This window comes from Streptomyces sp. NPDC034099, from assembly GCF_055575415.1.
On the sequence record NZ_JBVISR010000009.1, the window covers coordinates 276,298 to 301,189 of the forward strand.

Consider the following 24,892-nt stretch of genomic DNA (forward strand, 5'->3'; position numbering starts at 1 on the left):
CCGTGAGGTCCGTCGCGTTCTGTATCAGCCATTGATACGCGCGGACCGTGCCGGACGCGGGTCTGAGAGAATTGGTTCCGTGATCTCCCGAATCGATCTGCGCGGCGACGCCCTCCCCGAGGGCCCCGCCCTGCGCGACCTGCTGCCCCGAGCCGACTTCGACGTCTCGGTCGCCCTGGAGAAGGTGCGGCCGATCTGCGAGGCCGTGCATCATCGCGGAGACGCGGCGCTGATCGACTTCACCGAGCAGTTCGACGGTGTCCGGCTGGAACAGGTGCGTGTCCCGGCGGCCGCGCTCACGCGCGCGCTGGAGGAGCTGGACCCGGCCGTCCGCGCGGCCCTGGAGGAGTCCATCCGCCGCGCCCGCCTCGTCCACCGCGAGCAGCGCCGCAGCACGCACACCACGCAGGTGGTGCCCGGCGGGTCGGTCACCGAGAAGTGGGTGCCGGTCGAGCGGGTCGGGCTCTACGTGCCCGGCGGCCGGTCGGTCTACCCGTCGTCCGTGGTCATGAACGCGGTGCCCGCGCAGGAGGCCGGCGTCGGCTCGATCGCGCTCGCCTCGCCCGCCCAGGCCGAGTTCGGCGGCCTCCCGCACCCCACCATCCTCGCCGCCTGCGCCCTGCTCGGCATCGACGAGGTGTACGCGGCCGGCGGCGCCACCGCCGTCGCGATGTTCGCCTACGGCACCGAGTCCTGCCCGCCCGCCAACATGGTCACCGGCCCCGGCAACATCTGGGTCGCCGCCGCCAAGCGCTTCTTCACCGGGAAGATCGGCATCGACGCCGAGGCCGGCCCGACCGAGATCGCCGTCCTGGCGGACTCGACCGCCGACCCGGTGCACGTCGCCGCCGACCTGATCAGCCAGGCCGAGCACGACCCGCTGGCCGCCGCCGTCCTGGTCACCGACTCCGTGGAGCTGGCGGACGCGGTGGAGAAGGAGCTGCGGCCGCAGGTCGAGGCCACCAGGCACATCGAGGACCGGATCCGCCCGGCCCTGGCCGGCCGCCAGTCCGCGATCGTCCTCGTCGACGGCCTGGACGAGGGGCTGCGCGTGGTCGACGCCTACGGCGCCGAACACCTGGAGATCCAGACCGCCGACGCCGCCGCCGTCGCCGACCGGGTCAAGAACGCCGGCGCGATCTTCGTCGGCCCCTGGGCGCCCGTCTCCCTCGGCGACTACGCGGCCGGGTCCAACCACGTCCTGCCCACCGGCGGCTGCGCCTGCCACTCCTCCGGCCTGTCCGTGCAGTCCTTCCTGCGCGGCATCCACATCGTCGACTACACGCGCGACGCGCTCGCCGAGGTCGCGCGGCACGTGGTGACGCTGGCGGAGGCGGAGGACCTGCCCGCGCACGGCGCGGCGGTCAAGGCGAGGTTCGAGTGGAAGGTCCCGGAGAGCAAGTGACGTTCGGCATCGACGATCTCCCCGTACGGGACGAGCTGCGCGGCAAGTCCCCCTACGGCGCGCCCCAGCTGGACGTGCCGGTACGGCTGAACACCAACGAGAACCCCTACCCGCTGCCCGACGCGCTGGTCGAGCGGATCGCCGAGCGGGTCCGCGAGGCCGCCCGCGACCTCAACCGCTACCCCGACCGGGACGCGGTCGAGCTGCGCACGAAGCTCGCCGAGTACCTGACGAAGACCTCCGGGCATCCCCTCGACGTGAGCAGCGTCTGGGCGGCCAACGGCTCCAACGAGGTCATCCAGCAGCTGCTGCAGACCTTCGGCGGACCGGGCCGCACCGCGATCGGCTTCGAGCCGTCGTACTCGATGCACGGCCTCATCGCACGCGGCACCGGCACCGGCTGGATCTCCGGGCCGCGCCACGAGGACTTCACCATCGACGTGCCCGCCGCCGAGAAGGCGATCGCCGAGCACCGCCCGGACGTCGTCTTCGTCACCACCCCCAACAACCCCACCGGCAACGCGGTCCCGGCCGAGACGGTCCTCGCCCTGTACGAGGCGGCCCAGGCGGCGAAGCCGTCCATGGTCGTGGTCGACGAGGCCTACATCGAGTTCAGCCACGGCGCCTCCCTGCTGCCGCTGCTCGACGGCCGGCCGAACCTGGTCGTCTCCCGCACCATGTCGAAGGCGTTCGGCGCGGCGGGCCTGCGTCTGGGCTACCTCGCCGCGCACCCGGCCGTCGTCGACGCCGTCCAGCTCGTACGGCTGCCGTACCACCTGTCGGCCGTCACCCAGGCGACCGCGCTGGCCGCGCTGGAGCACACGGACACGCTGCTGAAGTACGTCGAGCAGCTGAAGACCGAGCGGGACCGGCTGGTCGCCGAACTGCGGGCCATCGGCTACGAGGTGACCGAGTCCGACGCGAACTTCGTCCAGTTCGGGCGGTTCGCGGACTCCCACGCGACCTGGCGGAAGATCCTCGACCGGGGCGTCCTGGTCCGGGACAACGGCGTGCCGGGGTGGCTGCGGGTCACCGCCGGCACCCCGGAGGAGAACGACGCGTTCCTCGACGCGGTACGTGAAGTCAAGAAGGAGCAGCACACATGAGCCGCGTAGGGCGCGTGGAGCGCACCACCAAGGAGACCTCGGTCCTCGTCGAGATCGACCTCGACGGCACCGGCAAGACCGACATCGCCACCGGCGTCGGCTTCTACGACCACATGCTCGACCAGCTCGGCCGGCACGGTCTGTTCGACCTGACCGTGAAGACCGACGGCGACCTGCACATCGACTCCCACCACACCATCGAGGACACCGCCCTCGCGCTGGGCGCCGCCTTCAAGCAGGCGCTCGGCGACAAGGTGGGCATCTACCGCTTCGGCAACTGCACGGTCCCGCTGGACGAGTCCCTCGCCCAGGTCACCGTCGACCTCTCCGGCCGCCCCTACCTCGTGCACACCGAGCCCGAGAACATGGCGCCGATGATCGGCGAGTACGACGTGACGATGACCCGGCACATCCTGGAGTCCTTCGTCGCGCAGGCCCAGGTCGCCCTGCACGTGCACGTGCCCTACGGGCGCAACGCGCACCACATCGTGGAGTGCCAGTTCAAGGCGCTGGCCCGGGCCCTGCGCTACGCCTCGGAGCGCGACCCCCGCGCGGCCGGCATCCTGCCTTCCACGAAGGGCGCGCTGTAACCGATGAACGGTACGTCCACCGCACTGATCGTCGTCGGGCTCTTCCTCCTCGGCGGCATCTACTCCTTCGCCAAGCAGCAGATGCCCAAGGGCCTGATCGTGCTGCTCTCCATCGGGGCCGGCATGTGTCTGCTCGCGGGCGTCCTGAGGCTGGAGGTGTGGAGTTGACCGCCGCCGCTGCCAAGAAGGTCGTCGTCTTCGACTACGGCTTCGGAAACGTCCGTTCCGCCGAGCGCGCCCTCGCGCGCGCGGGAGCCGACGTCGAGATCACCCGTGACTACGACAGGGCCATGAACGCCGACGGGCTGCTGGTCCCCGGCGTCGGCGCCTTCGCCGCCTGCATGGACGGTCTCAAGGCCGCCCGCGGTGACTGGATCGTCGACCGACGGCTGTCGGGCGGACGCCCCGTCATGGGCATCTGCGTCGGCATGCAGATCCTCTTCACCCGCGGCATCGAGCACGACGTGGAGGCCGAGGGCCTGGACGAGTGGCCCGGCACGGTCGGACCGCTCCAGGCCGACGTCGTGCCCCACATGGGCTGGAACACGGTGGAGGCACCGGCCGACTCCCAGCTCTTCGCCGGCCTGGACAAGGACGCCCGCTTCTACTTCGTGCACTCCTACGCCGTCCACGAGTGGACCCAGGAGGCGCACAACCCGCTGATCGCCGCGCCCAGGGTCACCTGGTCCACGCACGGCGAGCCGTTCGTGGCCGCCGTGGAGAACGGCGCGCTGTGGGCCACCCAGTTCCACCCCGAGAAGTCCGGTGACGCCGGAGCCCAGCTCCTCACCAACTGGATCGAGACCCTCTAGAGATGAGCCCGGTAGAGATGAGCAAGCTCGAACTCCTCCCCGCCGTCGACGTCCGGGACGGCCAGGCCGTCCGCCTCGTGCACGGCGAGTCCGGCACCGAGACCTCCTACGGCTCCCCGCTGGAGGCCGCCCTCGCCTGGCAGCGCTCCGGCGCCGAGTGGCTGCACCTGGTGGACCTGGACGCGGCGTTCGGCACCGGGGACAACCGCGCGCTGATCGCGGAGGTCGCCAAGGCGATGGACATCAAGGTGGAGCTGTCCGGCGGCATCCGCGACGACGACACCCTCGCCGCCGCCCTCGCCACCGGCTGCACCCGGGTGAACCTGGGCACCGCCGCCTTGGAGACCCCCGAGTGGGTCGCCAAGGTCATCGCGGAGCACGGGGACAAGATCGCGGTCGGCCTGGACGTACGGGGCACCACGCTCCGGGGCCGGGGCTGGACCCGCGACGGCGGCGACCTCTACGAGACGCTGGACCGCCTGAACAAGGAGGGCTGCGCCCGGTACGTCGTCACCGACATCGCCAAGGACGGCACCCTCCAGGGCCCCAACCTGGAACTCCTGAAGAACGTCTGCGCCGCGACCGACCGCCCGGTCGTGGCCTCGGGCGGCGTGTCCTCCCTGGACGACCTGCGCGCGATCGCCGGGCTCGTCCCGGACGGTGTCGAGGGGGCCATCGTCGGGAAAGCCCTCTACGCGAAGGCGTTCACCCTGGAAGAGGCCCTGGAGGCTGTGTCCACATGACATCCGAAGCCGTACGGCGCGTGCAGAGCGGAAGTCCCTGGGAAGAGTCCTTCGGTTTCGCACGGGCCGTGGCGGCGGGTGACCGTGTCATCGTGGCGGGCACCACCGCCTTCAAGGGCGACATGCTCTACGGCGAGGGCGACCCGTACGAGCAGACGAACGTGGCCTTCGGCACCGCCGTCGAGGCCCTCGCCGAGTTCGGGCTCGGCATCGAGTCCGTGATCCGGACCCGTGTGTGCCTGGCACATTCCCGCGACGTCGATGCGGTGGGCCGCGCCCACAAGGAGCTGTTCGACTCCGTGCGCCCGGTCACGACCCTGCTGGTCGTGCAGGGCTTCATCGACTCGCGGGTCCTGGTGTCGGTCGAAGTGGAAGCGTATAGAGGAGCCGTGGATTCATGACCCTGGCGGTCCGAGTCATCCCCTGCCTGGACGTGGACAACGGTCGGGTCGTCAAGGGCGTCAACTTCCAGAACCTGCGCGACGCGGGCGACCCCGTCGAGATGGCCAAGGTGTACGACGCCGAGGGCGCCGACGAGCTGACGTTCCTGGACATCACCGCCTCGTCGGGCGACCGCGAGACGACCTACGACGTGGTGCGCCGCACCGCCGAGCAGGTGTTCATCCCGCTGACCGTCGGCGGTGGGGTGCGCACCGCCGAGGACGTCGACAAGCTGCTGCGGGCCGGCGCGGACAAGGTGGGCGTGAACACGGCCGCCATCGCCCGTCCCGACCTGATCCGTGAGATCGCCGAGCGGTTCGGACGGCAGGTCCTCGTGCTGTCGGTCGACGCCCGCCGCACCGAGGCCGGCACCTTCGAGGTGACCACCCACGGCGGCCGGCGCGGCACCGGCATCGACGCGGTCGAGTGGGCACACCGGGCCGCCGAGCTGGGCGCGGGGGAGATCCTGCTCAACTCGATGGACGCGGACGGCACGAAGGATGGCTACGACCTGGAGATGCTGGCGGCGGTCCGCAAGCACGTGACCGTCCCGGTCATCGCCTCGGGCGGCGCGGGCAGCCTCGCCCACTTCGCCCCGGCGGTCGAGGCGGGCGCGGACGCGGTCCTGGCGGCGTCGGTCTTCCACTTCGGCGACCTGCGGATCGGCGAGGTGAAGACCGCCCTGCGCGAGGCCGGCCACCCCGTCCGGTAGAGAGAACGCGATGAGAAAGAAAAATTGCGCAACGCCTATTGCGCAATTTTTCTTTCGTAACCTAGCCTGGCCGCATGCCGAGCCAGGAGAACCACGCCATCACCGACCTGGGCACTCTCAAAGCCCTCGCCCATCCGCTGCGCATGCAGCTCTACCGCGGCCTCTGCGTCGCGCGCACGGCGACCGCCTCGCAGCTGGCCGAGCAGGTGGACGAGGCCGTCTCGCTGGTCAGCTACCACCTGCGCAAGCTGGCCGAGCACGGGCTGGTCGAAGAGGCCGACCCGCAGAGCGCGGACGGCCGGGAGCGCTGGTGGCAGCCCTCCTCGGACGGGGTGAGCATCCGCGACGAGAACTTCCGCGACGCCCCCGAGCGGGCCGCCGCGCACCTCGCGGCCACCCGGCTCTTCCACGAGCAGCGCGCCGACATGTACCGCCGCTACCTCGACGAACGCCCCACCTGGGGCCCCGAGTGGAACTCCGCCGCCCCCGACAACGAGTCGCTGCTGCGACTGACCCCCGCCGACCTGAAGGAACTCGGCGACGAACTGCTCGCCCTGGCGAAGAAGTACGACGAGCGGGGCCGGGCCGCGGAGGCCGCCGGCGACACCGAGGGGCGTGAGAACGTCGCGCTGCACGTCTACGGATTCCCGTTCCGTGTCTGAGGCGATCACGTCCGTGACGGACGAACGGATACCCGCCGGCGCCTCCGTCCCCGCCCACCGCGACCCCAACGTCCTGCGCTGGGTCGGCGCCTACACCGCGTCCATGGTCGGCGACATGGTGTTCTTCCTCGCGCTGTCCTGGGCCGCCGTGCAGAACGGCACCCCCGCGCAGGCCGGCATCGTCACCGCCGTCAGCGCGGTGCCCCGGGCGCTGCTCATGCTCGGCGGGGGAGTGGTCGCCGACCGGCTCGGTCCGCGCCGGGTGGTCATCGGCAGCGACGCCGTACGGTGCGTCACCGTGCTGGCGGTCGCCGCCGTGCTGTTCGCGACCGACCCCGGGCTGTGGCTCCTCGCCCTGCTCCTTCCCCTGGGACCGGGACACGGACGATCCGCTGGGCGGCTTCCTCCGGGTGCGCGCGGACGTCCGTGCGCGCGTGGCGCAAGCGGACTCCACGACCGGTACGGCGGGTTCCGGACGGCCACGAAGTGGGCACGGCGGACGCGTCCGCCCCGGCGACCATTAGGCTTCTGCGTCGTGACCACCGTCCGGCTCCCCCTCTTCCCCCTGAACTCGGTCCTGTTCCCGGGGCTGGTGCTCCCGCTCAACATCTTCGAGGAGCGCTATCGCGCCATGATGCGCGAGTTGCTGAAGACTCCCGAGGACGAACCACGCCGGTTCGCCGTCGTGGCGATCCGCGACGGCTACGAGGTGGCCCAGACCGCCCCCGGCCTGCCCGACCCGACGGCCACCCTCGAACGCGGACCGGGTGCCGGGTTCGGGACCGACCCGCTCAAGGCGTTCCACAAGGTGGGCTGCGTCGCGGACGCGGCGACGATCCGCGAGCGGGCCGACGGCACCTTCGAGGTGCTGGCGACCGGCACCACCCGGATGCGGCTGCTGTCGGTGGAGGCCTCGGGGCCGTTCCTGACGGCCGAGCTGGACCCGCTGCCCGAGGAGCCCGGCGACGAGGCGGGCGCCCTGGCGGAGGGCGTGCTGCGGTCCTTCCGGCAGTACCAGAAGCGGCTGGCGGGGGCACGCGAGCGGTCGCTGGCGACCGGCGCCGACCTGCCGGACGAACCGGGGGTGGTCTCCTACCTGGTCGCCGCCGCGATGATGCTGGACACGCCGACGAAGCAGCGCCTGCTCCAGGCCCCGGACACCGCCTCGCGGCTGCGGGACGAGCTGAAACTCCTTCGCTCGGAGACCTCCATCATCCGTACGCTGCCGTCCCTGCCGGCGTCGGAGCTGACGCGCGGCCCGACGAGTCTCAACTGAGGTACTGGCCCGCATGGCGAAGAAGCCGAACAAGCCCAGCAGGGCGAAGAAGCAGCAGCCGGGCGGCACGCCCGCGACGGTGGCGCTCACGGCGGCCGGGGTGGATTACACGGTCCACGCCTACGAGCACGACCCGGCCCACCCGTCCTACGGCGAGGAGGCGGCCGAGGCGATGGGCGTCCCGCCGGAGCGGGTGTTCAAGACGCTGGTGGCGGACGTCGACGGCACCCTGACGGTCGCGGTGGTCCCGGTGGCGGGCCAGCTGGACCTCAAGGCGCTGGCGGCCGCGGTGGGCGGCAAGCGCGCGGCGATGGCCGACCCGGCCCTGGCCGAGCGCACCACGGGCTATGTGCGCGGCGGCATCTCCCCGCTGGGCCAGCGCAAGCGGCTGGCGACGGTCCTGGACGCGTCGGCCTCGGAGCACGCCACGATCTGCGTCTCGGCGGGCCGCCGCGGCCTGGAGGTCGAGCTGTCACCCGACGACCTGGCCCAGCTCACGGACGCGGTCCTGGCGCCGGTCGGGCGCGTCTGACCCCCTGTCGTCGGCTGCTCGGACAGGACCTGGCGAAGCGAAGGCGCGCACGCCGCCGGCGCAGCATGAAGGGCAGGGCGAACCACGGCCGCCGCCCGGCCTAGGCCGGCTTGTCCCCGTACGGCGCCGACGGGTACTGCCCGGGTGCCGGCCAGGGGTCGGGCTCCGGGTCCCGGGGCCCGAACAGGCCGGTCAGCCCCAGGTGGACCACCAGCGCCGCGAGCGACCAGGCCAGCAGCGCACCCTTCGCACCCAGCTTGAGCGGGGCGGGGAAGGTCACCCCTTTGCCCACGTCCTTGGCGTGCGCGATCACGTCCTGCGTCGGCCCGAGCCACACGCCGAGCCGCCAGGCCAGCAGCGACCCGAGCAGCCCGCCGACGCTGAGGGCCACCACCAGCGGCACGCCCCCGCGCCGCCGCAGCAGGAAGACCACGACCGCGCTGAGCGCCCCGAACGCCAGCGCTAGCAGCGTGAACGTTCCGTCGACGCCGATCGCCTGTTCGCCCTCGGAGTCCTTGAGGTAGACGATCCACCGGTCGTTGAGCACTTCGCCCACCAGCGGCACGCTCGGTGCCAGCTTCCACCACAGCACGCCCAGCAGCGCACCGGAGACCGCGAGCGCCACCACGGTCACGGCGGCCTGTCGCACTTCGGTCAGCATCCCGGGGCCGTCCTGTTCGCCGTACCTGCCGTAAAGGTCGTGGGAACCGCCGGGCGCGGCTCCCACCGCGTGTGCGCCGACGGGCTGCGGCACCGGCCCGCCCTGGTACGACGGGCGTTCGTTCGGCGGCGGTGGCGGAGTCAAGGGTGCGGTCACCGTGCCATCGTGCCAAACCCGCCTGTGCGGCGCGTCACCGGACGGCGGCCCGGCGGTACGCCCAGGTCGCCACGGCCAGCGAGATCACCCCGACCGCGGCGCACACCGCGAGGTCGCCGAGGACGAAGCCCCAGTCGGGCCGCTCGCCGAACGTGCGCGCGAAGGCCTCCACGCCGTACGTGGAGGGCAGCAGATCCCGGGCCAGGCGGACCACCTGCGGCAGCCGTTCGGGCGGCAGCACGCCGAGCAGCAGGGCCGCCGACATGCCGAGCTGGCCGAGGAGGGTGGCGAACTCGGGCCGGGGGGCGAGCAGGCCCAGCGCCGCACCCAGTCCGGCGAGGGCGGCGCCCGCCAGCGGGATCACGGCCACCAGCACCCACAGATGGGTCATCGGCAGCCCGAACAGCAGGCACCCGAACACCGCCGTCACCACGGTCCCGGGCACGGTGAAGGACGCGTAGGCGCCCGCCGCGCCCAGCACCACCGCGGCGGGCGGCACCGGCAGCGTCGCGTAGTGGTCGAGGCCCCCGCTGGCGCGCAGCTGGCCGAAGTACTGGGCGAGGAGGTTCAGCGCGACGAAGGCCACGACGAGCACCGCGGACCCGGCGACCACGGCCCGTGCCTCGCCGCCGCCGTCCACGACGCCGCGCATCAGGATCATGATGCCGACGGACTGGAAGGTCGCCACGAACAGCAGCGGGATGCGCGCGACCCGCGCCCGGGACAGCTGCGCCCGGTACACGGCCACCAGGGAGGGCCACAGCCGCGCCCTGGGGCCCAGCTCGGCCGGGCCGGCCACGCGCTGCCCCTCGGCTGCCCGGGCGGCACCTCGCAGGGCATCGGCGGGTACGACACTCACGTCGCGCAGCTCCCCTTCGCTCGGGTCGTTCGAAGCGGTCGCCCCGGCGGGGACTGTCGCCCCGACGGGTACGGATGCGGCGGCCGGTGTTCTCACCGCTCGCGTGCTCACGCCCTCACCAGCCCCTGTCGCGCGGCGCCGCCCAGCGCCAGGTACACGTCCTCCAGGCTGGGCGTGGCCAGGGTGAAGTCGTCCAGGGCGGCGAAGGCGGCGCCGCCGGTGACGGTGGCGACGACCGCGCGGGCCTCCTCGGGGACGAGCCGCAGGGTCCAGCGGCGCCCCGACTCGACGACGCGGTCGCGCAGGGCGGCGACCTCCGGCACGTGCAGCGGCGCGCTCTCGCGCCACACCAGGTCGACGCGGACCTCTCCGGCGACCTTCTCCTTGAGCCCGGAGGGCGTGTCGCAGGCGATCACGCGGCCCCGGTCGAGGACGGCGACCCGGTCGAGCACGGTCTCGGCCTCGATGACGTTGTGGGTGACGAGCAGCACGGTGGCGCCGTGTTCGGCGCGCCGCCGGTCGACGGCCGACCACACCGCGCGCCGGGCCACCGGGTCCATGCCGGTGGTCGGCTCGTCCAGAACGAGCAGCGGCCGCTCCCCCACCAGTGCGGCGGCGAAGCAGGCCAGGCGGCGCTGGCCGCCGGAGAGCTTCTTGATCGGGCGGGCGGCGAGCCCGGTCAGGCCCAGCTCCTCCAGCACGGCGTCCCGCTCGGCGCGCGCCCGGCGCGCCTCCAGGCCGCGCAGCCGCCCGGTGGTCTCGGCGGCGAGCGACACGGTCAGCTCGTCCAGGGCGCTGGACTCCTGTCCCAGGTAGGCGAGGAGCCGCGCGGCCCGCTCCGGGTGGCGCACGATGTCGTGGCCGAGGATCTCCACGCTGCCGCCGTCTGGCCGCATCAGCCCGGTGAGCTGGCGCACGAGGGTGGACTTGCCGGCGCCGTTGGGTCCGAGCAGTCCGAAGATCTCACCGCGGCGGATGTCCAGGGTGACGTCGTCGGTGGCCCGCACCTCGGGAGTGCCGGGCACGCCGCGCCGGCCGCGCACGGCCGGATAGGTCTTGGTCAGCGCGCGCACCACGCACACGGCATCGCCACCGGGTCCAGGTGCCTGTGGCGCGCGCGTACTCACAAGGGAGGAGACTACGGGGTCGGTCCCCCCGGCCCGCTCCCGGGTCCGCCCATAAGTGTCGATTCAGCAGGTGTCGGTCCGGCCGCGGCGCGCCGGGGACCGCCGGCTCGTCTCACTCCGCGGCGGGCGTGCGTTCGGTCGCCGTGCGCACGTCGATCTCCCGCCAGAACCCGGCCCGGATCGCGTACCGGTCGTGCTCGTCGATCTGGTCGTCCTTGTGCGCGAGCAGTCCGAAACGGGCCGCGTAGCGCAGCAGCTCCCCGTCGACGCGGTGCGGGATGCGCGGGTACATCCCGGAGAGTTTCTGCAGGTGGCCGTGGTCGCCGAGGCGTTCGAGCCAGCGCCGGGCGAAGACCTGCCCCACCTCGTACGGGTCGCCGCCGACCGTGGTGATGTCCTCCTCGCGGTCGGCCCAGCGCTGCTCGGCCGTGGTGAGCTGGGCCAGCGTCGGCAGCGAGGCGGCCTCGGAGGGCTCGGCGGCGGGCCGGTCCACCCAGCCCTTGTCGGAGGACCAGCGCAGGGTGGCGTTGGCCGGCTGCGGGGCGGGGTGGGCGCCGGGGGCGCGCAGGGCGGCGAGGTCCTTGGGGGTGGGGACGCCCTTGGCGGGCGGTACCCGCTCGTCGGTGCCGCCCTGCCCCGGGGCCCCCGCGGCGGACGTGGTGGGGTGCTCGGGTGCCTCGGCGGGCCGCTGGGCTGCGGAGAGGGCGGACTCGGGCAGCGGCGCGGAGAGGATCGCGGCGATCTCGGGGCGGGGCACGGGCGGCGGCGCGCAGATGCCGCCGAGTTCCTTGGCGCGTACGGCCTTCGTGATCCACGTACGGTCGAGGACGCGGCGTTCGTCGGCCTCGGCGACCAGGTCCTCGGACTGGTTGTAGTCGCCGTCGGCGGCCTGTACGGCCCACAGGTGGACGGCGACGCCGTGTTCCTTGGCGGCCATCATGCCGGGCAGCAGGTCGCCGTCGCCGGTCACCAGGACGACGTCGGAGCAGGCGCGGTTGCGGGCCAGCTCGGTCAGCTCGGCGTGCATGGCGGCGTCCACGCCCTTCTGCGCCCAGCGGCCGTCACTGCGGGTGAGGGCGCCCAGCCGGACGGTGACCCGGGGCATCACGCGCAGCCGCCGGTGTTCGGGCTGCGGGACGCGGTCGGGGGCGCCGTCGAACCAGTAGATGCGCAGCAGGGGCTGCTGCGTGTCGGACTCGGCGCGGTCGCGCAACCCCTGGATGAGGGCGGCGTGGTCGACGGTGATGCGCGAACGCGAGGGCTCTCCCGCGAGGAGACTCGCGGCGGCCCCCAGCAGATACCCGGCGTCCACCAGGACGATGCAGCGGTCCACGCGATCCACCCTCTTTCCGGGAGGTTTGCTTCGGGCTTCCTTCGAGTCTGCCCGACCGCGCGGAGGTTAACGGCCCGAACTCGATCTTCGGCGTGGCGTTTCGGCGCCCCGTGCCCCGGCGAGCCGCGTCACGGACGGTAATTGCCCGATATGCGTTCTTTGTTGGGCTATGTGAATCTGGTGCAGGACCTGGCCCCCAGATCCCCCTCAGGAGGTAGATCACCATGGCCAAGAACAAGAACAACCGTGATCGTAAGCAGCCCCAGGCCGAGCGTTCCCCGCAGGCCGCCGAGTCGGCCGTGCTGGACCGCGAGGAGCAGCACTCCCCGCAGCTGACGACCCCCGGCGACGCGGCCTCCCGCAAGCGGCAGAAGCGCTTCGGCCACAACTGACATCCGCGGTACGGGCCGTCGCGGCCCCCGCACGAGGAGGGGCGCACCCGGCTACCGGGAGGCGCCCCTCGCTCGTTCCCCGCTCAGCCCGCCAGGCAGGACGGCCCGAGCAGCACCTTCAGGTCGCCGAACAGCGCCGGATCGGGCTTCACCCGGTGCCGGTCCAGGCGCAGCACCGTCGTCTTCGTGGGCCCCTGGAGCTTGATCCGCACCTCGCTGTCGCCCCGGTGGTGGGTGAGGATCTCCCCGAGCCTGCTGACCATCGGCGGGGTGATCCGGGTCGCCGGGATGGTGAGGACGACGGGCGCGTTGGTGCCCGCGTTGGACAGGTCGGGAACCATCAGCTCCATCGCGACCAGCCGGGGCACGTCCTCCCGCTTGTCGAGGCGTCCCTTGACGAACACCACGGCGTCCTCGACCAGTTGCGTGGACACCAGCTGGTACGTCGCCGGGAAGAACATGCACTCCAGCGAACCGGCGAGGTCCTCGACGGTGGCGATGGCCCAGGCGTTGCCCTGCTTGGTCATCTTGCGCTGGAGGCCGGAGATGATGCCGCCGATGGTGACGACCGCGCCGTCGCCGAAGTCCCCGCCGGTGAGCTGGGAGATGCCGGCGTCGGCCTTGTCGGACAGCACGTGCTCCAGGCCGAAGAGCGGGTGGTCGGAGACGTAGAGGCCGAGCATCTCCCGCTCCTGGGCGAGGAGGTAGGTCTTGTCCCACTCGTCCTCGCCGAAGACCACGTCGAGTCCGAAGCCGGGCTCGTCGTTCTGCTCGTCGCCCATGCCGCCGAAGAGGTCGAACTGCCCCTCGGCCTCCTTGCGCTTGACCGCGACCACGTTGTCGATCATCGGTTCGTACTGCGCGGTGAGGCCCTTGCGGGTGTGCCCCATCTCGTCGAAGGCGCCGGCCTTGATCAGCGACTCCGTCGTCCGCTTGTTGCAGACCACCGCCTCCACCTTGTCCAGGTAGTCGGGGAAGGACGCGTACTTCCCCTTGGCCTTGCGGCACTTGATGATCGACTCGACCACGTTGGTGCCGACGTTGCGCACGGCGGAGAGGCCGAAGAGGATCACGTCGTCGCCCTGCGCGGCGAAGTTCGACATGGACTCGTTGACGTTGGGCGGCAGCACCTTGATGCCCATGCGCCGGCACTCGTTCAGGTAGACGGCCGACTTGTCCTTGTCGTCCTTGACCGAGGTGAGCAGGGCGGCCATGTACTCGGCCGGGTAGTTCGCCTTGAGGTAGCCGGTCCAGTAGGAGACCAGGCCGTAGGCGGCCGAGTGCGCCTTGTTGAAGGCGTAGCCGGCGAAGGGGACCAGCACGTCCCACAGGGCCTGGATGGCCTCGTCGCTGTAGCCGTTCTTCCTGGCTCCGGCCTGGAAGAGGACGAAGTTCTTCGCCAGTTCGTCGGGCTTCTTCTTGCCCATCACGCGGCGCAGGATGTCGGCCTCGCCGAGCGAGTAGCCCGCGATGATCTGGGCGGCCTTCTGCACCTGCTCCTGGTAGACGATCAGGCCGTAGGTGACCGCGAGGACCTCCTGCAGGGGCTCCTCCAGCTCCTTGTGGATCGGCGTGATCTCCTGGAGGCCGTTCTTGCGCAGCGCGTAGTTGGTGTGCGAGTCCATGCCCATGGGGCCGGGACGGTAGAGCGCGGAGACGGCGGAGATGTCCTCGAAGTTGTCGGGCTTCATCAGGCGCAGCAGGGAGCGCATCGGACCGCCGTCGAACTGGAAGACGCCGAGCGTGTCGCCGCGCTGGAGCAGTTCGAAGGTCTTGGGGTCGTCCAGCGGCAGCGACAGCAGGTCGAGGTCGATGCCCTTGTTGGACTTCACCATCTTGACGGCGTCGTCCATGATCGTGAGGTTGCGCAGGCCGAGGAAGTCCATCTTCAGCAGGCCGAGCGACTCGCACTGCGGGTAGTCCCACTGCGTGATGGTCACGCCGTCGGTGTGCCGCACCCAGATCGGGGCGTGGTCGACGATCGGCTCGCTGGACATGATCACGCCGGCCGCGTGCACGCCCATCTGCCGGACCAGGCCCTCGACGCCCTTGGCGGTGTCGATGACCTTCTTCACGTCCGGCTCGTTCTCGTACATCGAGCGGATCTCGCCGGCCTCGCTGTAGCGCGGGTGCGTCGGGTCCGTGATGCCGTTGAGGTCGATGCCCTTGCCGAGGACGTCGGCGGGCATGGCCTTGGTGAGCCGGTCGCCCATCGCGTACGGGTAACCGAGGACGCGCGCGGAGTCCTTGATGGCGTTCTTCGCCTTGATCTTGCCGTACGTGCCGATCATGGCGACCTTGTCGGCGCCGTACTTCTCGGTCACGTACCTGATCACCTCGACGCGCCTGCGCTCGTCGAAGTCGATGTCGACGTCGGGCATGGAGACGCGCTCGGGGTTGAGGAACCGCTCGAAGATCAGGCCGTGCGGGATCGGGTCGAGGTCGGTGATGCCCATCGCGTACGCCACGATCGAACCGGCCGCGGAACCCCGGCCGGGGCCGACCGCGATGCCCTGGTTCTTGGCCCACATGATGAAGTCGGCGACCACGAGGAAGTAGCCCGGGAACCCCATCTGGATGATGACGTCCATCTCGTACTCGGCCTGCTTCTGGCGGTCCTCGGGGACGCCGCCGGGGAAGCGGCGCTCCATGCCGCGGCGGACCTCCTCCTGGAACCAGGTGATCTCGGTGTAGCCCTCGGGGATGTCGAACTTCGGCATGAGGTCGCGCTTCTCGAACATGCCGGTGGTGTCGACCATCTCCGCGACCAGGAGCGTGTTGGCGCAGCCCTCCTGCCAGGCGTCCGAGGAGTCGATGGCGTACATCTCGTCCGTGGACTTCAGGTAGTAGCCGGTGCCGTCGAAGCGGAAGCGGTCCGGGTCGGAGAGGTTCTTGCCGGTCTGGATGCACAGCAGGGCGTCGTGGGCGGTCGCCTCGTGCGCGTAGGTGTAGTGCGAGTCGTTGGTGACCAGCGGCGGGATGCCGAGCTTCTTGCCGATCTCGAGGAGTCCGTCGCGGACCCGGTGCTCGATCTCGATGCCGTGGTCCATCAGCTCCAGGAAGTAGCGGTCCTTGCCGAAGATGTCCTGGTAGTCGGCGGCGGCCTTGAGGGCCTCGTCGAAGTGGCCGAGGCGCAGCCGGGTCTGCACCTCGCCGGAGGGGCAGCCGGTGGAGGCGACGATGCCCTCGGACCACTGGCTGATGGTCTCCTTGTCCATCCGGGGCCACTTCTGCAGCCAGCCCTCGGCGTACGCGTCGGAGGAGAGGCGGAAGAGGTTGTGCAGGCCGGTGCTGTTCGTCGCCCACATGGTCTTGTGGGTGTAACCACCCGAACCGGACACGTCGTCCCGCTTCTGGTGCGGCTGGCCCCACTGGATCTTGCGTTTGTTGCGCCGGGACTCGGGGGCGACGTACGCCTCGATCCCGATGATCGGGGTGACTCCGGCCTTCTTCGCGGAGTGGAAGAAGTCGTAGGCCCCGTGCAGGTTGCCGTGGTCGGACATGGCGATGTGCGTCATGCCCATCTCGTTGCAGGCGTTGAACATGTCCTTGAGCCGCGCGGCACCGTCCAGCAGCGAGTACTGGGTGTGGACGTGCAGGTGCGTGAACGGCGGCTTGGACACGTGCGGCCTCCTGGGAAAACTGGGGACGACTGACGGCGGTCGATCCGGGGGGTCAGCGTCGAAGTCTATGCCTCGCCACTGACACTCCGAGGGCTACCACGCGTACCTTCTGGGGCGGGCACTCCCGCACCCTTTCGAACGTTGGCCCGAGTGGAGATCCGCTCCACTCGTCAGGCACCACCCGCACCAGGAGGCACCAGGCATGTCGGTCCCGCAGCTCAACGAGGAGCACCGCGGCGAGGAGATCCTCGCCGTCTTCGACGCCGCCTTCGGCCAGCTGCTGGCTGCGGATCCCGCGGCGTTCCGCGTGAAGTTCCGCAAGATGGCCGCCTCCGCCTTCGCGTTCTACCGCGGCACCGCCGGTCTCTTTTACCGTGATTTGACCGAGGATCCGGAGTTCGGTGATCAGCCCGGCGGCGCCTACCTGGACGAGCGGACCTCCCGGGTGTGGATCCACGGCGACCTCCACGCGGAGAACTTCGGCACGTACATGGACTCCACCGGCCGGCTGATCTTCAACGTCAACGACTTCGACGAGGCCTACGTCGGCCCCTTCACCTGGGACCTCAAGCGCTTCGCCGCCTCCGTCGCGCTGATCGGGTACGCGAAGGCGCTCAGTGACGAGCAGATCACCGAGCTGGTGCGGGTGTACGCGGGCGCGTACCGCGAGCGGATCCACGCCCTGGCCACCGGGGCCAAGAGCGACGAGGTGCCGCCCTTCACGCTGGACACCGCGGAGGGCCCGCTGCTGGGCGCGCTGCGGGTGGCCCGCTCGCTGACCCGCTTCGGGCTGCTGGACTCGATGACCGAGATCCGTGACTTCGAGCGCCGCTTCGCCCCCGGCGGCGGTTCCATCGAGCTGGACGCCGCCACGCGCTACAAGGTGCTCGCGGCCTTCGACGGCTACCTGGAGACGCTCCCCGAGTCCTCCCTGGCGCGCCCGGACTCCTACCGCGTGAAGGACGTCGTCGGCCGCCGGGGCATCGGCATCGGCTCGGCCGGCCTGCCCTCGTACAACATCCTGCTGGAGGGCAACAGCGACGCCCTGGAGAACGACGTCGTGATCTACATCAAGCAGGCCCAGACCCCGGCCGTCTCCCGGCACATCACCGACCAGGCCATCCGGGACTACTTCCAGCACGAGGGCCACCGCACGGTGATCTCCCAGCGCGCCCTCCAGGCGCACGCCGACCCGTGGCTGGGCTGGACCGAGCTGGACGGCGCCGGCCAGCTGGTCGCCGAGGTCTCGCCGTACGCCGTCGACCTGGACTGGGGTGACATCGACGACCCGGAGGAGATCGCCGAGGTCGTCGCCGACCTGGGCCGGGCCACCGCGACCATGCACGCGGCGGCCGACGACCAGTCCGGGGAGTCCCTGGTGCCGTTCTCCACCGAGCGGGCCATCGACGCGGCGATCGCGGCCGACGAGGAGGGCTTCGCGCCCCTGCTGGTCGACTTCGCGCACCGCTACGGCGCACGCGCGCGTGCCGACCACCAGACCTTCGTCGACCTGTTCCGCAACGGCCGGATCCCGGGCCTGTAGCGGGCCGCCCTCCGTCGGTACGCTCACAGGAACCCTTTAGGGGTCCCTTACCGGACCCCGTGACACACTCTTCTACTGCTATGGACATATCCGGAACCCCGCTCAGAGCCGTACGCGCGGCGCTGTTCACGGCACTCGCCGTGACCCTCAGCACCGCGTCGCACGTGCTGCTGTCCGGAGTTCCGCTGCCGCTGCCCACGGTGGCAGCGGTCGCCGCCGCGGTGTTCCTGATCGCGTACGCCCTGGCCGGGCGGCGCGAGCGCGGCTTCGGGCGGATCGCCGCCCTGCTGATCCCGCTGGAGCTGGCCGCCGACACGGTCTTCACCACCGGCCAGCACGTCTGCTACGGCCGGGCGGGCGGCCCGGTCGCGGGCCCGCTGCGCTCGGTCGGCTTCGACGTGCTGTGCGGCGACGGGACCGGCGTCCACGCCGGGGTGACCGCGCCGCTGACCCGGGTGACCGGGGCCGAGAGCGACCGGATGGCGTCGGTGCTGGCGCAGGCCGCTCCCGGCACCGCCTGGCTGCTGCTTGCCGCGCACGTCGGGGTCGGGCTGCTCGCGGCGGCCTGGCTGCGGCGCGGCGAGCGGGCGCTGGCCCAGCTGCTCGGCGCGGTGGCCGCGACCACCTTCCGGCCGCTGCTGCTCGCCGTCGCGGCCGTGGGCGTACGCCGGACTCCTGCGGTGCGCCGCCCGGCTCCCCCGGCCCGCCGCACCGCAGGCGCCCGCGAGCGGATCCTCACGCACTCCCTGGGACGTCGCGGACCGCCGGACCCGGTGACCGCCCTCGTGTGACCCGGCACCCGGGCCGCACGAGCAGCACCGAGCACGGCAGTCCCCCATACGTACTTCCGCACACCCCGTGTGCGCGTCCCCGGAGAGATCACCATCATGAGCAAGCGGAACAGCCAGGCGGCGAAGACGGCGGCCCGTGAGCGCCTGCGCCAGGAGCGCGAGCGTCAGGCCAAGCGCGACAAGGTCAGGCGGCAGGTCATCGTGGCCGCCTCCATCGTCGGCGTGCTGGCGATAGCCGGCGGCATCAGCTACGCCGTCGTGCAGGGCAACAAGCCGAGCGGCTGGGACAAGGCCGCCGAGGCGAAGGTGGTGGCCCCGGCCAACACCTCCGGCAAGGACGGCACCACCGTCGTCATGGGCGAGTCCAAGTCCGACAACCTCATCCACCTCTACGAGGACCCGCGCTGCCCGGGCTGCGCGGCCATGGAGCAGAGCATCGGCGAGACCGTCAACAAGGGCATGGAGGACGGCGACTACAAGCTGTCCTTCACCATCGGCACCTTCCTCGACGGCAACCTGGGCGGCGAGGGCTCGAAGAACGCGCTGAGCGCGCTCGGCGCCGCGCTGAACGTCAGCCCCGAGGCGTTCGTCGACTACAAGACCGCGCTGTACTCCACCAAGTACCACCCGGAGGAGTCCTCCGACGAGTTCGCCAAGGACGACTACCTGATCAAGGTGGCGAACACGGTCGACGCCCTGAAGAACAACAAGAAGTTCCAGGACGCCGTGGAGAAGGGCACCTACGACGCCTGGGCGATGCGGATGAGCAAGTCCTTCGACAAGGCCGAGGGCGTCCAGTCGACCCCGACCATCAAGATCAACGACAAGGTGATCGAGACCCCGAGCACGCCCGACGCGTGGCAGAAGGCGCTGAAGGACGCGGGCGTCACCAAGTGACCCGGTGATCGTCGTCTGACGAGTGGGCGAACTTTCGGGAGTTCGCCCACTCGCGCGTGTACCGGCCAGTAACCTGATCGGCCGTGACCAGCCGACACAGAGCCTCCCCGCACGACGACGCCCCCGAGACCGCCGAGACCGCCGGGAACCTCCGTACCCCGAGCCGCCGTACGGTCGTCAAGGCCGCGGCGGCCGGTGCGGTCCTGGCCGCCCCGCTCGCGGCGGCGCTGCCCGCCGGCGCGGCCGACGCGGCCCCCGCCTTCCTGCACGGCGTCGCCTCCGGCGATCCCCTGCCCGACGGCGTCCTGCTGTGGACCCGGGTGACCCCGGCGCCCGAGGCCGTACCCGGCTCCGGTGCCGGTCCGGACACCGAGGTGGGCTGGGTCGTCGCCCGGGACAAGGCCCTCACCAACGTGGTCGCCAAGGGCTCCGTCACCGCGACGGCCGCCTCCGACCACACCGTGAAGGCGGACGTCCGCGGCCTCGCGCCCGCCACGGACTACTGGTTCCGCTTCTCCGCGGGTCCCACCGACTCCCCCGTCGCCCGCACCCGCACCGCCCCCGCGCACGACGCGGCCGTCACCGGCCTGCGCTTCGGCGTGGTGTCCTGCGCCAACTGGGAGGCGGGGTACTTCTCCTCGTACCGCCATCTCGCCGCCCGCGGCGACCTGGACGCCTGGCTGCACCTGGGCGACTACATCTACGAGTACGGCACCGGCGAGTACGGCACCCGCGACTCCGTCGTGCGCCCGCACGCACCGGCCCACGAGATCCTCACCCTCGCCGACTACCGGATCCGCCACGGCCGCTACAAGACCGACCCCGACCTCCAGGCCCTGCACGCCACGGCGCCGGTGGTGGCGATCTGGGACGACCACGAGTTCGCCGACGACGCCTGGTCGGGCGGCGCCGAGAACCACACCGAGGGCGCCGAGGGGAGCTGGTCGGAGCGGCAGAGTGCCGCCAAACGGGCCTACTTCGAGTGGATGCCGGTGCGCCCGGCGATCACCGGCACCACCTACCGGCGGCTGCGCTTCGGCAGGCTCGTCGACCTCTCGCTGCTCGACCTGCGCTCCTTCCGTTCACAGCAGGTGGCGCTCGGCGACGGCGAGGTCGACGACCCGGACCGCACCCTCACCGGCCGCGCCCAGCTCGACTGGCTCAAGGCCCGGCTCGCGTCTTCCGACGCCACCTGGCGGCTGGTCGGCAACCCGGTGATGATCTCGCCGTTCGCGATCGGCTCGCTCCCCGCCTCGCTGCTCGGGCCGCTCGCCGAACTGCTCGGGCTGCCGAAGGAGGGCATCACCCTCAACACCGACCAGTGGGACGGCTACACCGACGACCGCCGCGAGCTGCTGGCCCACCTGCGCGCGCACGCGATCCGCAACACCGTGTTCCTGACCGGCGACATCCACATGGCGTGGGCCAACGACGTGCCGTACCACGCCGGGACGTATCCGCTGTCCGCCTCGGCGGCCACCGAGTTCGTGGTCACGTCGGTGACCTCGGACAACCTCGACGACATGGTGAAGGTCCCCGAGGGCACCGTCTCGGCGGTCGCGGCGCCGGTGATCCGGGCCGCGAACCGGCACGTCCACTGGGTCGACACCGACCGGCACGGCTACGGCGTCCTGGACATCACCGCGGACCGGGCACAGATGGACTACTACGTCGTCTCCGACCGCAGCGACGCGGCGGCCACCTCCGCCTGGACCCGCTCCTACCGCACACGCAGCGGCACGCAGCGGGTCGAGCGCGTCTACACCCCGGTCTGCGCCTCCCGGAGGGACTCGAGGAAGCCGAGCGCCACCCGCCAGGTGGCCTCGGCCGCCTCGGCGTCGTAGTCGGGCAGCTCCGGGTCGGTGTAGAGGTGACCGGCCCCGGGATACCTGTGCACCTCGACGTCGGCACCGATCCGGCCCATCTGGAGGTACCAGGCGCTCAGCCAGTCGTCCGTCTCGAAGGGGTCCGGCTCGGCCACGTGCAGCTGGACCGGCAGCTCGTCGACCGAGGCGTTGGGCGCGAGGTCCGAGGTGCCGTGCAGGAGCAGCAGCCCGCGCGCCCGGTGGTCGCCGAGGGCGAGGGTCTGGGCGATGGAGGCGCCGAGCGAGAACCCGGCGTACACCAGCCCCCGCTCCGAGTAGGGCGCGGCGGCCAGCACGGCCCGCTTCAGGAGCTCCTCCCGGCCGATCCCGTCCTGATGGGCCATGCCCTCCTCGACCGAGTCGAACGTCCGGCCCTCGTAGAGGTCCGGGGTCCACACCTGGTGCCCGGCTTCGCGCAGCCGGTCGGCGGCCTGCCGCACCGCGGGCCTCGGGCCGAGGGTCGAGTGAAAGAGCACGATGTTCATGAGGCCATGGTGCCAGCCGGGTGTGACGGGGTCGCGCGCGGTGATACCCCGCACACGACAGAGGTCTCAGGTTCACGACGCCCTGCGGCCGGTTACGTTCGAGGGATGGAGACGATACTCCGCCCGCTGATCGTGGTCGGCGGCTCGGTCCTGCTGACCCTGGTCATCGGCTGGGCCACCGACCTGTTGCTGCGCAAGGCCGACGGACGCCACCCCGAGACACCACTGTGGGGGCTGCTGCGGCGTGCCCGCGTGCCCTACCAGATCGCGCTGTGCGCGGGCCTGCTGAGAGGGTCGTACGTCGAGGCCGCGGTGTTCCCCGAGCACCGGACCGGGGTCGGGCGGACGCTGACACTGGCGCTGATCGGCTCGGTGGCCTGGCTGGTGGTCCGGATCGCCGCGGCGGTCGTCGAGACGTCCTACTCCCGCTACGCGCACGCCCATGCCGAGCGGGACCCGGCCCGGGTGCGCCGGGTGCGGACCCAGGTGTCGTTGATCATGCGGGTGGTCACGGCGATCGTCGGCGTGGTCGCCGTGTCGTCGATGCTGCTGACGTTCCCGGCGATGCGCGCCGCGGGCGCCTCGCTGCTGGCCTCGGCCGGCATCATCGGCATCGTCGCCGGTGTGGCGGCCCAGTCCACGCTGGGCAACCTGTTCGCCGGGTTCCAGATCGCCTTCGGCGACATGGTGCGCATGGGCGACACGGTCGTGGTGGACGGCGAGTGGGGCACCGTCGAGGAGATCACGCTGACGTACCTGACCGTGCGCACCTGGGACGAGCGCCGGATCACGATGCCGGTGTCGTACTTCACCTCGAAGCCGTTCGAGAACTGGTCGCGCGGCACCCCGCAGATGACCGGGACCGTGTTCTGGCACCTCGACCACTCGGCGCCGCTCGACGCGATGCGGGAGCGGCTGCGCGACCTGCTGCGCGAGTGCCCGGCCTGGGACGGGCGCAGCTACAACCTGACCGTCACGGACACCACCCCGACCACCATGGAGGTGCGGGCCCTGGTGACGGCGAAGGACGCGGACGACATCTGGACGGTGCGGGTCGCGGTCCGCGAGGGGATGATCCGCTGGCTGGCCGACGAGCACCCCCACGCGCTGCCGCGGGTCAACACGGCGGACGCGGCCCCGCGCCCGTCCCGCGACGGCCTCCCGCACGCCCGCCGCTCCCATGACGCGGACGCCCGGCGTCCGTCCGGGGCGGGCTCCCGCCACTTCACGGAACGGCCGACGAAGAGCCGGTGACCGGCGCGGGGGCGCGCCCGCGGGTCAGCGCAGGCTGCGTACGTCGAGGTGGCGCAGGACCCGGTCGACGATCTCCGGGTCGGCGCCGGGCTCGCTGCGGGCGGCCAGCACCTCGTGCCGGGCGGCGCTGAGCATCTCGCCCTGGATCCGCCGGACCCGTTTGATCCGCCGCGCCCGCTGCTCCTGCGCCTCCCTCCGCTCCTCGTCGCCGAGGTCCGGGCTGATGCGTATGCCGATGTCGAAGGCGCGCCGCAGCATCTGCTCGGACAGCTCCTCCGGCAGTTCCTCCACCGACTCGATCTCCTTGAGCCGCTGCTTGGCCGCCCGGGCCGCCCGCAGCGCCAGGTCCCGCTCGAACTCCTGCTCCCGCTCGGTGTCCGCCCGCACCCCGAGCCGGCCCACCAGCCAGGGCAGGGTCAGTCCCTGCAGCAGCAGCGTGCCCATGATCACCCCGAACGCGATGAAGACGATCTCCTCCCGGTGCGGGAAGGGCGCTCCGTCGTCCGTCTCCAGCGGGATCGCCAGGGCCAGCGCGACCGAGGCCACGCCCCGCATCCCCGCCCACCACATGACCACCGTCTCCCGCCAGCTGGTCGGGATGTCCTCGTCCTGGTCGCGCCGGGCGTGCAGCCGCTGGGTCAGCCAGGTGGCCGGCAGCAGCCACAGCAGCCGGACCAGGACGACCACGACCAGGATGGCCCCCGCCCAGCCGAGCAGTTCCGTCCACCGGCCGGAGGCGGTGCGGACGGCGTTGTGCAGCTCCAGTCCGATCAGTCCGAAGGCCACCCCGGTGACCAGGGTGTCGACCACGTCCCAGACGGTGTGCCCGCCGAGCCGGGTCATCACGTCGTCGGCGTCGGAGGCGTACTCGGCGAGGAACATGGCGGTGGTGAGCACGGCGAGCACGCCCGATCCGTGCAGTTCGTCGGCGGCGACGTAGCTCACGAACGGCACCAGCAGGGTCAGCCCGATCTGCAGCGTCGGGTCGCCGAGCACACTCATGAGCTTGTTGGAGCCCCAGCCCAGGGCGAGTCCGATCGCGACGGCGACGACGGCGGACAGCACGAGGTCGAATCCGGCCCGCCACGGCGAGAAGGAACCACCGACCGCGGCGGCGATGGCCACGTGGTACAGGACGATGGCCGTCACGTCGTTGAAGAGGCCCTCGCCCTCCAGGATGGACACCAGGCGGCGCGGCAGCCCCAGTTGTCCGGCGACGGCGGTCGCGGCGACCGGGTCGGGCGGCGCCACCAGCGCGCCCAGTGCGAAGGCGGCGGCGAGCGGCAGCCCCGGCACGATCGCGTGGGCCACGGAGGCCACGCAGACCATGGTGACGAGGACCAGCGCGACGGCCAGCAGGAAGATCGGGCGTTTGTTGGCCGCGAACTGCCGCCAGGAGGTGCGCCGTACGGCGGCGTACAGCAGCGGCGGCAGCAGCCCGGGCAGGATCAGTTCGGGCGGGATGTCGACGTTGGGCACGAAGTCGAGCAGGGCCAGGACGATCCCGAGGAGCGTCATCAGCACCGGCGCCGGCAGCCCGAGCCGGGCACCGATCGGGACGCTCAGCAGGGCCCCGAGCAACAGCATGAACAACAGGGCCAGCTGATCCACGGTCACCGCTCCGGTG

23 protein-coding genes and 1 pseudogene are annotated in these 24,892 nt (G+C 71.6%); 17 read left to right on the forward strand and 7 right to left on the reverse strand.

Annotation, left to right across the window (positions count from 1 at the left end; genetic code table 11):
• Positions 1–79: 79 nt before the first annotated feature.
• The 11 genes from hisD to ybaK all read left to right on the forward strand — a co-directional run bounded on the left by hisD (position 80) and on the right by ybaK (position 8,279).
• Complete coding sequence (hisD, locus tag ACZ56V_RS25850; protein WP_468945551.1) at positions 80–1,405, forward strand: histidinol dehydrogenase; 1,326 nt, start codon at positions 80–82, stop codon at positions 1,403–1,405.
• Complete coding sequence (locus ACZ56V_RS25855) at positions 1,402–2,511, forward strand: histidinol-phosphate transaminase (RefSeq protein ID WP_468945554.1); 1,110 nt, start codon at positions 1,402–1,404, stop codon at positions 2,509–2,511. The genes hisD and ACZ56V_RS25855 overlap by 4 nt, the downstream gene beginning before the upstream one ends.
• Complete coding sequence (gene hisB, locus ACZ56V_RS25860; RefSeq protein ID WP_030186039.1) at positions 2,508–3,101, forward strand: imidazoleglycerol-phosphate dehydratase HisB; 594 nt, start codon at positions 2,508–2,510, stop codon at positions 3,099–3,101. Before ACZ56V_RS25855 ends, hisB begins: the two co-directional genes overlap by 4 nt.
• A gap of 3 nt (positions 3,102–3,104) precedes the next feature.
• Positions 3,105–3,269 (forward strand): hypothetical protein, encoded by a 165-nt coding sequence (locus ACZ56V_RS25865; RefSeq protein ID WP_198601857.1) that lies wholly within the window; start codon positions 3,105–3,107, stop codon positions 3,267–3,269.
• Positions 3,266–3,913 carry an imidazole glycerol phosphate synthase subunit HisH gene (hisH, locus tag ACZ56V_RS25870; RefSeq protein WP_398912708.1) on the forward strand — a complete coding sequence of 216 codons (648 nt, stop codon included), beginning with the start codon at positions 3,266–3,268 and terminating at the stop codon, positions 3,911–3,913. The genes ACZ56V_RS25865 and hisH overlap by 4 nt, the downstream gene beginning before the upstream one ends.
• Positions 3,914–3,930: 17 nt before the next feature.
• Positions 3,931–4,656, forward strand: coding sequence for a bifunctional 1-(5-phosphoribosyl)-5-((5-phosphoribosylamino)methylideneamino)imidazole-4-carboxamide isomerase/phosphoribosylanthranilate isomerase PriA (gene priA, locus ACZ56V_RS25875; RefSeq protein WP_059299098.1), 726 nt, complete (start codon positions 3,931–3,933; stop codon positions 4,654–4,656).
• Positions 4,653–5,057 carry a RidA family protein gene (locus tag ACZ56V_RS25880; protein WP_356363007.1) on the forward strand — a complete coding sequence of 135 codons (405 nt, stop codon included), beginning with the start codon at positions 4,653–4,655 and terminating at the stop codon, positions 5,055–5,057. The genes priA and ACZ56V_RS25880 overlap by 4 nt, the downstream gene beginning before the upstream one ends.
• On the forward strand, positions 5,054–5,809 hold the full coding sequence (gene hisF, locus ACZ56V_RS25885) for an imidazole glycerol phosphate synthase subunit HisF (RefSeq protein ID WP_398912706.1): 756 nt from the start codon (positions 5,054–5,056) through the stop codon (positions 5,807–5,809). Before ACZ56V_RS25880 ends, hisF begins: the two co-directional genes overlap by 4 nt.
• A 74-nt stretch (positions 5,810–5,883) precedes the next feature.
• A complete protein-coding gene (locus ACZ56V_RS25890; protein ID WP_468945559.1) occupies positions 5,884–6,471 on the forward strand; it encodes an ArsR/SmtB family transcription factor in 588 nt (195 codons plus the stop codon).
• A gap of 535 nt (positions 6,472–7,006) precedes the next feature.
• Positions 7,007–7,747 carry an LON peptidase substrate-binding domain-containing protein gene (locus tag ACZ56V_RS25895; protein WP_356363019.1) on the forward strand — a complete coding sequence of 247 codons (741 nt, stop codon included), beginning with the start codon at positions 7,007–7,009 and terminating at the stop codon, positions 7,745–7,747.
• Between the two features lie 13 nt (positions 7,748–7,760).
• Positions 7,761–8,279, forward strand: coding sequence for a Cys-tRNA(Pro) deacylase (ybaK, locus tag ACZ56V_RS25900; protein WP_398912715.1), 519 nt, complete (start codon positions 7,761–7,763; stop codon positions 8,277–8,279).
• A gap of 100 nt (positions 8,280–8,379) precedes the next feature.
• Here ybaK and ACZ56V_RS25905 read toward each other — a convergent pair whose 3' ends face one another.
• The 4 genes from ACZ56V_RS25905 to ACZ56V_RS25920 all read right to left on the reverse strand — a co-directional run bounded on the left by ACZ56V_RS25905 (position 8,380) and on the right by ACZ56V_RS25920 (position 12,415).
• Complete coding sequence (locus tag ACZ56V_RS25905) at positions 8,380–9,096, reverse strand: AAA family ATPase (protein ID WP_468945563.1); 717 nt, start codon at positions 9,094–9,096, stop codon at positions 8,380–8,382.
• A 34-nt stretch (positions 9,097–9,130) separates the two neighbouring features.
• Complete coding sequence (locus tag ACZ56V_RS25910; RefSeq protein WP_104636037.1) at positions 9,131–9,955, reverse strand: ABC transporter permease; 825 nt, start codon at positions 9,953–9,955, stop codon at positions 9,131–9,133.
• A gap of 107 nt (positions 9,956–10,062) precedes the next feature.
• Complete coding sequence (locus tag ACZ56V_RS25915; protein WP_467383105.1) at positions 10,063–11,037, reverse strand: ABC transporter ATP-binding protein; 975 nt, start codon at positions 11,035–11,037, stop codon at positions 10,063–10,065.
• Between the two features lie 157 nt (positions 11,038–11,194).
• Entirely contained in the window at positions 11,195–12,415 is a 1,221-nt protein-coding gene (locus ACZ56V_RS25920; protein WP_356363030.1) for an NYN domain-containing protein, read from the reverse strand.
• A 224-nt stretch (positions 12,416–12,639) separates the two neighbouring features.
• Here ACZ56V_RS25920 and ACZ56V_RS25925 point away from each other — a divergent pair, with 224 nt between their 5' ends.
• Positions 12,640–12,807 (forward strand): hypothetical protein, encoded by a 168-nt coding sequence (locus ACZ56V_RS25925; protein ID WP_052841490.1) that lies wholly within the window; start codon positions 12,640–12,642, stop codon positions 12,805–12,807.
• Between the two features lie 83 nt (positions 12,808–12,890).
• On the opposite strand, the gene dnaE is transcribed toward ACZ56V_RS25925, so the two are convergent.
• The gene (dnaE, locus tag ACZ56V_RS25930; protein WP_398912722.1) at positions 12,891–16,430 is read right to left on the reverse strand and encodes a DNA polymerase III subunit alpha; all 3,540 of its coding nucleotides are present in this window, start codon (positions 16,428–16,430) and stop codon (positions 12,891–12,893) included.
• Positions 16,431–16,632: 202 nt separating this feature from the next.
• Here dnaE and ACZ56V_RS25935 point away from each other — a divergent pair, with 202 nt between their 5' ends.
• The 4 genes and pseudogenes from ACZ56V_RS25935 to ACZ56V_RS25950 all read left to right on the forward strand — a co-directional run.
• Complete coding sequence (locus ACZ56V_RS25935; RefSeq protein ID WP_398912724.1) at positions 16,633–17,973, forward strand: DUF2252 domain-containing protein; 1,341 nt, start codon at positions 16,633–16,635, stop codon at positions 17,971–17,973.
• Positions 17,974–18,053: 80 nt separating this feature from the next.
• Positions 18,054–18,764, forward strand: a complete 711-nt coding sequence (locus ACZ56V_RS25940) for a hypothetical protein (protein WP_398912726.1) — start codon at positions 18,054–18,056, stop codon at positions 18,762–18,764.
• Between the two features lie 96 nt (positions 18,765–18,860).
• A complete protein-coding gene (locus tag ACZ56V_RS25945) occupies positions 18,861–19,661 on the forward strand; it encodes a DsbA family protein (protein ID WP_467383018.1) in 801 nt (266 codons plus the stop codon).
• An 83-nt stretch (positions 19,662–19,744) separates the two neighbouring features.
• Positions 19,745–21,433: pseudogene (locus ACZ56V_RS25950) on the forward strand (alkaline phosphatase D family protein); the annotation flags it as partial.
• Here ACZ56V_RS25950 and ACZ56V_RS25955 read toward each other — a convergent pair.
• Positions 21,421–22,011, reverse strand: coding sequence for a dienelactone hydrolase family protein (locus ACZ56V_RS25955; RefSeq protein WP_398912732.1), 591 nt, complete (start codon positions 22,009–22,011; stop codon positions 21,421–21,423). The pseudogene ACZ56V_RS25950 and the gene ACZ56V_RS25955 overlap by 13 nt on opposite strands.
• 105 nt (positions 22,012–22,116) lie before the next feature.
• On the opposite strand from ACZ56V_RS25955, the gene ACZ56V_RS25960 reads away from it, so the two are divergent.
• A complete protein-coding gene (locus ACZ56V_RS25960; RefSeq protein WP_356363043.1) occupies positions 22,117–23,265 on the forward strand; it encodes a mechanosensitive ion channel family protein in 1,149 nt (382 codons plus the stop codon).
• A gap of 24 nt (positions 23,266–23,289) precedes the next feature.
• On the opposite strand, the gene ACZ56V_RS25965 is transcribed toward ACZ56V_RS25960, so the two are convergent.
• Entirely contained in the window at positions 23,290–24,876 is a 1,587-nt protein-coding gene (locus tag ACZ56V_RS25965; protein WP_356363045.1) for a Na+/H+ antiporter, read from the reverse strand.
• Positions 24,877–24,892 lie beyond the last annotated feature (16 nt).